Here is a 7,477-nt window from a genome sequence, read left to right as displayed (position 1 = left end):
AGATGAGATTTCCCATTACGCAAGTAAGTAAGATCCCTCAAAGACGATGAGGTAGATAGGTTCGAGGTGGAAGTGTGGTGACACATGGAGCTGACGAATACTAATCGATCGAGGACTTAACCAAAAATATGTGACAAAGACAATGAACCGTTTATCCAGTTTTGAAAGAATAATCCTTTCAAAAGGAACGTCTATTAAGGACGCAACATCGTGTTGCAACGTAGACGCCAGCACATCCATGTGCAAGTGAAGTGATGATGGCAAAGAGGTCACACCCGTTCCCATCCCGAACACGGAAGTTAAGCTCTTTAGCGCCGATGGTAGTTGGGGGATTCCCCCTGTGAGAGTAGGACATCGCTTCGCAATTAACCAGTCAACTGTTTACTAGTTGACTGGTTTTTATTTTTGCATTAAAATATTGATTTTCTTTGACTACGGGTTGTTTTTGTATGCAACTCATATAGAAATACAGCCTCTTTTTAAATGCAAGTAAGTATTATGAGAAACATCTCGAAAATGGATTTAAATTTTATATATGTCCATTTTCGAGATGTTTGAGAAAATATCACTTCATTTAATAATGAGTTGCTCGTAACTCTACACGTCGAATTTTACCTGATGTTGTTTTAGGTAGCTCATCAATAAAGGTAATACGACGTGGATATTTATATGGAGCAGTTAAAGATTTGACATGTTCTTGTAGTTCTTTTATTAATTCCTCTTGATCTAAATTTTTGAAACCTTCTCGTAAAACAATGAAAGCTTTCACAATATGCCCTCGAATTTCATCTGGTGCTGCAACTACAGCGCACTCTTGCACAGCTTTGTGTTTATTTAAAGCATCTTCTACTTCAAAAGGTCCGATTGTATAGCCTGATGAAATAATGATATCGTCTCCACGTCCCTCAAACCAAAAATAGCCGTCCTCATCACATTTAGCTTGATCACCTGTTATATACCATTCACCGCGAAATGCAGCTTGTGTACGTTCAGGTTCACGGTAGTATTCTTTAAATAATGCTGGTGATGATTTATGCACAGCAATATCACCTACTTGTCCTACTGGTGCTTGATTGCCTTCGGAATCAACAATGCGTATGATATTGCCAGGTGTAGGAATTCCCATAGATCCAGGACGTACTTCAGTATCTTCCAATGTGCCGATTAATAGTGTATTTTCCGTTTGACCATAACCATCCCTTACCATGAGGTTGAAATATTTCTTGAATGTTTCAATAACTGGTCGATTCAGTGGCTCCCCAGCAGATACAGCACTTCGTAAAGAGGCTAAATTGAGGCTTTCTAAACCATCAGTTTTCGCCATGATACGGTACTCAGTTGGCGTACAGCAAAGCACATTAATTTTTTCCTCTTGGATTAGCTGAAGATAGGTTTTGGCATCGAATCCACCATGGTAAACAAAGGCTGTGGCTCCCAACATAATTGTGGACAAAAAAGGACTCCAAATCCACTTTTGCCAGCCAGGCGCAGCTGTTGCCCATACTAAGTCACCTTCACGAACACAAAGCCATTGTAGAGCAGCTGTTCTAATATGAGCGTATCCCCAACTGTGTGAGTGAACAACACCTTTTGGTTTACCTGTTGTCCCAGAGGTATAAGAGAGAAATGCCATATCATCACGGTGTGTAGCGACTGCTGTAAAGGTGGATGATTGCGTAGCGGCTAGTTCATTTAATGAAATCCAACTACCTGTAGCGGTGCCGATAATTAATTTATTATTCAATGTATCAATAGCTGAGGAAATAAGGTCTACTTCACTAATGCAGGTTTCATGAGCAATAACAGCACTTGCTGAGGAATGCTCCATGCGATATTCTAAATCACTAGCTCGTAGCATTTCTGAACAAGAAATAGGAACGATGCCAGCTTTTAAACAACCAAGAAAAACATAATAAGCCTCTGGAAGACGTGGAATAATGACTAATACTCTGTCCCCTTTTTGAAGGCCTCTATTTGTAAAGGCTTGTGCATATTGATTCATTTTTTGAATGAGCTCTGGATAAGAAATTATTTGACGTTCTTGTTGTGCATTGAGCCATCGGATGGCCTGACGATTACTATCTTGAGAGAATTTCTCCAATTCCTCTGTTATATTGTATAATTCAGGCGCAATTAGGTTAGTTGTAACCATGTAAGTATCCTCCTAATGAAAATTAATAGAATATTCTTGAAACTATATTTATTTTAGCAATTACAATAATATACAGCAAGAATAATAACATATGCATATTATTAAAAAAAACGAACAAAAAGTATTGCATAATTTAGAATGCTTGCTATAATAAGAAATGTGCTTAACAGTTTTGTAACTATATATGAATAGTATCGTTCCGAAGTAGCTCAGTTGGTAGTAGCACCTGACTGTTAATCAGGTTGTCGCAGGTTCGAGTCCTGCCTTCGGAGCCATTTTTTTGCTTATTTTTAAGAATAAATTTTTAAAAGTATTGCATAATATGACTAATAGTGTTATTATAGGTAATGTCTTATTTAAGGCCCGTTGGTCAAGTGGTTAAGACACCGCCCTTTCACGGCGGTAACACGGGTTCGAATCCCGTACGGGTCACCATTTATATTAGAATATTTTGATGAAATAACATCTGTTTTCATGGAGGATTAGCTCAGCTGGGAGAGCATCTGCCTTACAAGCAGAGGGTCGGCGGTTCGAGCCCGTCATCCTCCACCATATCTGTTATTTCGGAGGGGTAGCGAAGTGGCTAAACGCGGCGGACTGTAAATCCGCTCCTTAGGGTTCGGCGGTTCGAATCCGTCCCCCTCCACCAGTTTTATAAATGTTTGGGGTATAGCCAAGCGGTAAGGCAACGGATTTTGATTCCGTCATGCCTAGGTTCGAATCCTAGTACCCCAGCCATTTTTTTCTTTTTTTATGAGCCATTAGCTCAGTTGGTAGAGCATCTGACTTTTAATCAGAGGGTCGAAGGTTCGAGTCCTTCATGGCTCACTTTATACAAATTCCATTAGATACTAATCTCTTACTAAAAATAGTAGGAGATTTTTTTATTGTGTTTTGGCAATACTATTGCATGTAGAAGTATGGAATTTTGGCGTGTATAAAAATTCATAAAAATGTTGAGTTGAGCCAACTAGTATCTAGGCTTTACAATAGTCCTATAACTTGAAGGAGGTATAAAAAAATGAATAAATTAAATATTTCTATTATTGGAGTACCAACTGATTATGGACAAACTCGTCGTGGTGTTGATATGGGACCAAGTGCTATTCGCTATGCGGGTGTTGTAGAACGATTAAAAGCGATTGGTCATACTGTAGAAGACCAAGGTGATATTCGTGTAAGTCAAAAGCATGAAGGCGCTGTTATTGACAAACAATTATTAAATTTAGAAGAAGTAGTGGATGTGAGTACATCTTTAGCAAATAGTGTACATGATGCTTTAGAACAAAAAAAATTCCCACTTGTATTTGGGGGAGATCATAGTATTGCTATTGGTACATTAGCTGGTCTTGGCAGTCACTATCAAAATTTAGGGGTTATTTGGTTTGATGCACATGCAGATTTAAATACGCCTGAAACGACACCATCTGGCAATATTCATGGAATGCCATTAGCTGTTAGTGTTGGTCTAGGTCATGAGCGTCTTGTGCAAATTCGCAACTATGCACCAAAAGTTAAACCTGAAAATGTTATTATCATTGGTGCACGTTCAGTGGATCCAGGTGAGCGCGAATTGATTCGTGAGCAAGGTATTAAAGTATATACAATGCATGAAATCGATAAACTTGGCATGACAACGGTAATGGAAGATGCAATCAATTACTTAAAAGAGCGTAATGTAGACGGTCTGCATTTATCACTTGATTTAGATGGATTAGACCCATTGTATACACCAGGAGTTGGAACGCCTGTGCCAGGTGGTATTTCTTACCGAGAAAGTCATCTAGCAATGGAAATGCTACAAGATTCAGGTTTGTTAACATCTGCTGAATTTGTTGAAGTAAATCCAATTTTAGATGAGAAAAATAAGACAGCCAATGTTGCTGTTGCATTAATGGGCTCTTTATTTGGAGAAACATTAGTATAAGCTACAAATTTAGATAGGTAACCGATTCTTTAGCAAGAAGAATCGGTTTTTTCGTTTCGGATTATCACCATGAACGAAATCTTTTGCTATAATGAAAGGTAAAATGAAACTTTTCTTATTGATGAACCGTATAGTATAAGACAGTTGTAAAGGTGGAGAAGAGGGCACAATGGATGCGTTAATAAATAAAAGAATAAAACAAGTGCTTAAGGGCGATCAAAACGCATTTGCCGATATTGTGAGTCTCTATCAGCACAAGCTGTATCAAGTATGCTATAGGATGCTAGGCAATAAACAGGAATCTGAGGATATTGCACAAGAGGCATTTGTTCGTGCGTATATGAACCTGCATACATTTGATCAAAAAAGAAAATTTTCAACATGGCTTTATCGAATTGCGACCAATCTTTGTATAGATCGTATACGGAAGAAGAAGCCTGATTATTACTTAGATGCAGAGGTGGCTGGTACAGAGGGACTTGATATGTATTCGCAAATTGCAGCGGATGATCGATTACCAGAAGAACAGATAGAGCAAATGGAATTGCAAGATCGTATTCAATATGAAATTGGACGCTTACCAGATAAGTATCGTTCTGTCATTGTTTTGAAATATATTGAAGAGCTTTCATTGCAGGAAATTAGTGAAATTTTGGATATGCCACTAGGAACGGTGAAAACAAGAATTCACCGCGGACGTGAAGCATTACGCAAACAATTAAACAATCTGTAGGAGGGGGAGCGTCATGAATACTTGTCCAGAGCATATTATAGAATATATGCATGATTATTTAGATGGTGACATTAGTCGTGAGCATGAACATGAGCTGAAACAGCATTTGCATACATGCACAGATTGTAAGCACTTGATGCAGGAGTTAAGTGAAACAATTGCCTTTGTGAAGAGTGCTTCCCATATTACAGCACCTCCGCACTTTGAAGCAGCCGTTATGGCACGTTTACCAAAACCAAAAAGTCGTGTAGGCGTGCAAAAGTGGATTCGTCGGCATCCATTTTTTGTGGCAGCCGCTGTATTTTGTTTATTCATGAGTGCCACATTACTGGGTAACTTTATGGATGACCAACATTTTTCTGTGACTAAACAGCCTAATTTAGTGGTAGACGGTCAAACAGTTATTGTTCCTAAAGGTCAAGTTGTGAAGGGCGATATTGTTGTAAAAAATGGCGATTTAATCGTTGAAGGGGAAGTAGATGGCAATATTACAGTGATTAATGGGCAATATATGGCATCTTCAGCTGTTGTTTCAGGGCAAATTGAGGAGATTGATGAGGCTTTTGAATGGTTATGGTACACAATTAAAAACTCAGTGAAATCTGTTATTACCTTTGATGAAAATGGGGAAACTAAATAATACTCTATACGTCCTAAAGATAGTGCACGTGAGAGGCTGAAAAGTCTACTCTTTTTGAGTAGACTTTTTCATTGAGGAAATTAACAACTTCAAAGAATATGCTATACTTAAAATGTGTATGGATTCGCAATGAAAAGTGGGGGATGCCACATGCAAATATTTGAACGATTTACAGATTTAACACCTATAAGTGTTGTTATTAACCTGATAGATGTGTTACTTGTTTGGTACGTTGTCTATAAAATTTTAACGCTTATTAAAGGAACAAAGGCAGTCCAATTATTAAAGGGAATTTTTGTTATCATCATTGCCCGCATTGCTACAGATCTTTTGGGATTAGAGACGTTGGGATGGATGATGCAAAAAGTGATTGATTATGGTTTTTTAGCCATTATTATTATATTCCAACCTGAAATACGACGGGGACTTGAACAAATCGGCAGAGGGAAACTATTCCAACGCTCCACTAGTCAAGTTGAAGAAGAGCAGGCAAGGCTAGTTGAGGCAATGAAAAAATCTGTTAGCTATATGGCCAAGCGTCGTATAGGGGCTTTAATTTCAATTGAAAAAGAAACAGGCCTAAATGAGTATATTGAGACAGGCATTGCGCTGAATTCAGAAGTATCATCGGAGCTATTAATCAATCTCTTTATACCAAATACGCCTTTACATGATGGAGCAGTTATTATGCAAAGAGATAAAATAGCAGCAGCAGCATGTTATTTACCTCTATCTGAAAGTCCGTTTATCTCCAAAGAATTGGGAACACGTCATCGTGCTGCACTTGGTTTAAGTGAAGTGACAGATGCCATTACAATTGTCGTATCTGAAGAGACAGGTGCTATTAGCATTACCGCTAATGGTAACCTACATCGCAACCTTTCTTTAGAAGAATTTGAGACAATATTACGAAAAATGTGGTTTGGTGCCAAGCAAGAAGTGAATGTAGCCTCTAAGCTAACTTGGAGGGGGAAACAAAATGGATAAAATGATGGATAGCCATTGGATTTTACGCATTGTTGCCTTAGCCTTAGCATGTTTGTTGTTTTTCACTGTTCATAATGAATTAGCCTCTAGTAGTAAAACAACTAATAATCAACAAACAGAAGTAATCCGTGATGTACCAGTAGATGTATTTTATGATGATAAAAATTTGATTGTTACTGGCATACCTAAAACGGTTGATGTGACGCTTACAGGTCCTATGGCACTTGTTTTAAATGCAAAATCGATAAGAGATTTCACAATATTTGTGGATTTGAGTAATTTAATATTAGGCGAGCATAATGTTCGTCTAAAGTATGAAAATATTTCAGATAAGATACAGGTTACATTAGACCCTGCTGTTGTTACAGTAAATATTGAAGAGAAAGTGACACAAGAATTTAGGGTTGACCCAGAAATGAATCGTCGTCTAATTGAGGATGGCTATATTTTAAAGGGTATGACAGCAACGCCGACCACTGTGTATGTAACAGGTGCTAAAAGTGCAATTGAAAACATTAGTTATGTAAAAGCAACGGTGACGGGTGAAAAAGGATTGAAAGAGCCGTTTTCACAAGAGGCTACTGTGAAGGTGCTAGACCGAGATTTAAATAAGTTAGATGTGACAATAGAACCTGAATCTGTAAAGGTTTTGACGGATATTGTAGAATACAGCAAGGAATTACCAGTTGTGTTGAACGAAGTAGGAAAAGCTGTGGATGGAGTAACCATTAATCAATTATCATTGAAGGCAACAAAAATAAAAGTGTATGGAAAACCATCGATTATTGATAATTTAAAGGAAATTGTTGTGGATGTTGATTTGTCTAAGCTTACGGAGGCCAAAACATACGAATATGATGTGCCTTTACCAGAAGGTGCGACGAAAATGAGTGAGAAAAAAGTCAAAATAGAGGTTGATTTGACGAAGAAGGAGCAAGAAACGTCAACAGTTCCTAATCCTTCTGAGGAAGAACCAGTGCCTACAGAAGATATTGATTCTTAAGCGATAACTGACTATAATGTTATTTTGATTCAATA

Annotated in this window: 6 protein-coding genes, 6 tRNA genes and 2 rRNA genes; 13 read left to right on the top strand and 1 reads right to left on the bottom strand. The window is 37.9% G+C overall.

Annotation, left to right across the window (positions count from 1 at the left end; genetic code table 11):
- Both OPF91_RS14400 and rrf read left to right on the top strand, forming a co-directional pair.
- Nucleotides 1-124 (top strand): 23S ribosomal RNA (locus OPF91_RS14400); the annotation flags it as partial.
- Nucleotides 125-247: 123 nt separating this feature from the next.
- Nucleotides 248-363: ribosomal RNA gene (gene rrf, locus OPF91_RS14395) — 5S ribosomal RNA — on the top strand.
- Between the two features lie 211 nt (nucleotides 364-574).
- Here the strand turns inward: rrf and mbcS are convergent.
- Nucleotides 575-2,152 carry an acyl-CoA synthetase MbcS gene (mbcS, locus tag OPF91_RS14390; RefSeq protein WP_264989557.1) on the bottom strand — a complete coding sequence of 526 codons (1,578 nt, stop codon included), beginning with the start codon at nucleotides 2,150-2,152 and terminating at the stop codon, nucleotides 575-577.
- A 198-nt stretch (nucleotides 2,153-2,350) separates the two neighbouring features.
- Between mbcS and OPF91_RS14385 the strand changes: the two genes are divergently transcribed.
- From OPF91_RS14385 to OPF91_RS14335, 11 genes are all read left to right on the top strand, one after another.
- Nucleotides 2,351-2,427: transfer RNA gene (locus OPF91_RS14385), tRNA-Asn, on the top strand.
- 85 nt (nucleotides 2,428-2,512) lie between these two features.
- Nucleotides 2,513-2,587 (top strand) — tRNA-Glu (locus tag OPF91_RS14380).
- A gap of 41 nt (nucleotides 2,588-2,628) precedes the next feature.
- Nucleotides 2,629-2,704: transfer RNA gene (locus tag OPF91_RS14375), tRNA-Val, on the top strand.
- Nucleotides 2,705-2,717: 13 nt separating this feature from the next.
- A tRNA-Tyr gene (locus OPF91_RS14370) sits at nucleotides 2,718-2,801 on the top strand.
- A gap of 14 nt (nucleotides 2,802-2,815) precedes the next feature.
- Nucleotides 2,816-2,890 (top strand) — tRNA-Gln (locus OPF91_RS14365).
- 17 nt (nucleotides 2,891-2,907) lie between these two features.
- Nucleotides 2,908-2,980: transfer RNA gene (locus OPF91_RS14360), tRNA-Lys, on the top strand.
- Between the two features lie 193 nt (nucleotides 2,981-3,173).
- A complete protein-coding gene (gene rocF / locus OPF91_RS14355; RefSeq protein ID WP_264989556.1) occupies nucleotides 3,174-4,079 on the top strand; it encodes an arginase in 906 nt (301 codons plus the stop codon).
- A gap of 169 nt (nucleotides 4,080-4,248) precedes the next feature.
- The gene (gene sigW, locus OPF91_RS14350; protein ID WP_264989555.1) at nucleotides 4,249-4,812 is read left to right on the top strand and encodes an RNA polymerase sigma factor SigW; all 564 of its coding nucleotides are present in this window, start codon (nucleotides 4,249-4,251) and stop codon (nucleotides 4,810-4,812) included.
- 13 nt (nucleotides 4,813-4,825) lie between these two features.
- Nucleotides 4,826-5,452 (top strand): anti-sigma factor family protein, encoded by a 627-nt coding sequence (locus tag OPF91_RS14345; protein WP_264989553.1) that lies wholly within the window; start codon nucleotides 4,826-4,828, stop codon nucleotides 5,450-5,452.
- Nucleotides 5,453-5,602: 150 nt separating this feature from the next.
- Nucleotides 5,603-6,439, top strand: coding sequence for a diadenylate cyclase CdaA (gene cdaA, locus OPF91_RS14340; RefSeq protein ID WP_264989552.1), 837 nt, complete (start codon nucleotides 5,603-5,605; stop codon nucleotides 6,437-6,439).
- On the top strand, nucleotides 6,432-7,442 hold the full coding sequence (locus OPF91_RS14335; RefSeq protein ID WP_264989551.1) for a CdaR family protein: 1,011 nt from the start codon (nucleotides 6,432-6,434) through the stop codon (nucleotides 7,440-7,442). The genes cdaA and OPF91_RS14335 overlap by 8 nt, the downstream gene beginning before the upstream one ends.
- Nucleotides 7,443-7,477 lie beyond the last annotated feature (35 nt).

This window comes from Lysinibacillus piscis, from assembly GCF_026012395.1.
In the GTDB taxonomy this organism is placed as follows: Bacteria; Bacillota; Bacilli; order Bacillales_A; family Planococcaceae; genus Lysinibacillus; species Lysinibacillus piscis.
The sequence above is the reverse complement of the archived record's forward strand: the minus strand, read 5'-3'. Positions and strand labels throughout refer to the sequence as shown.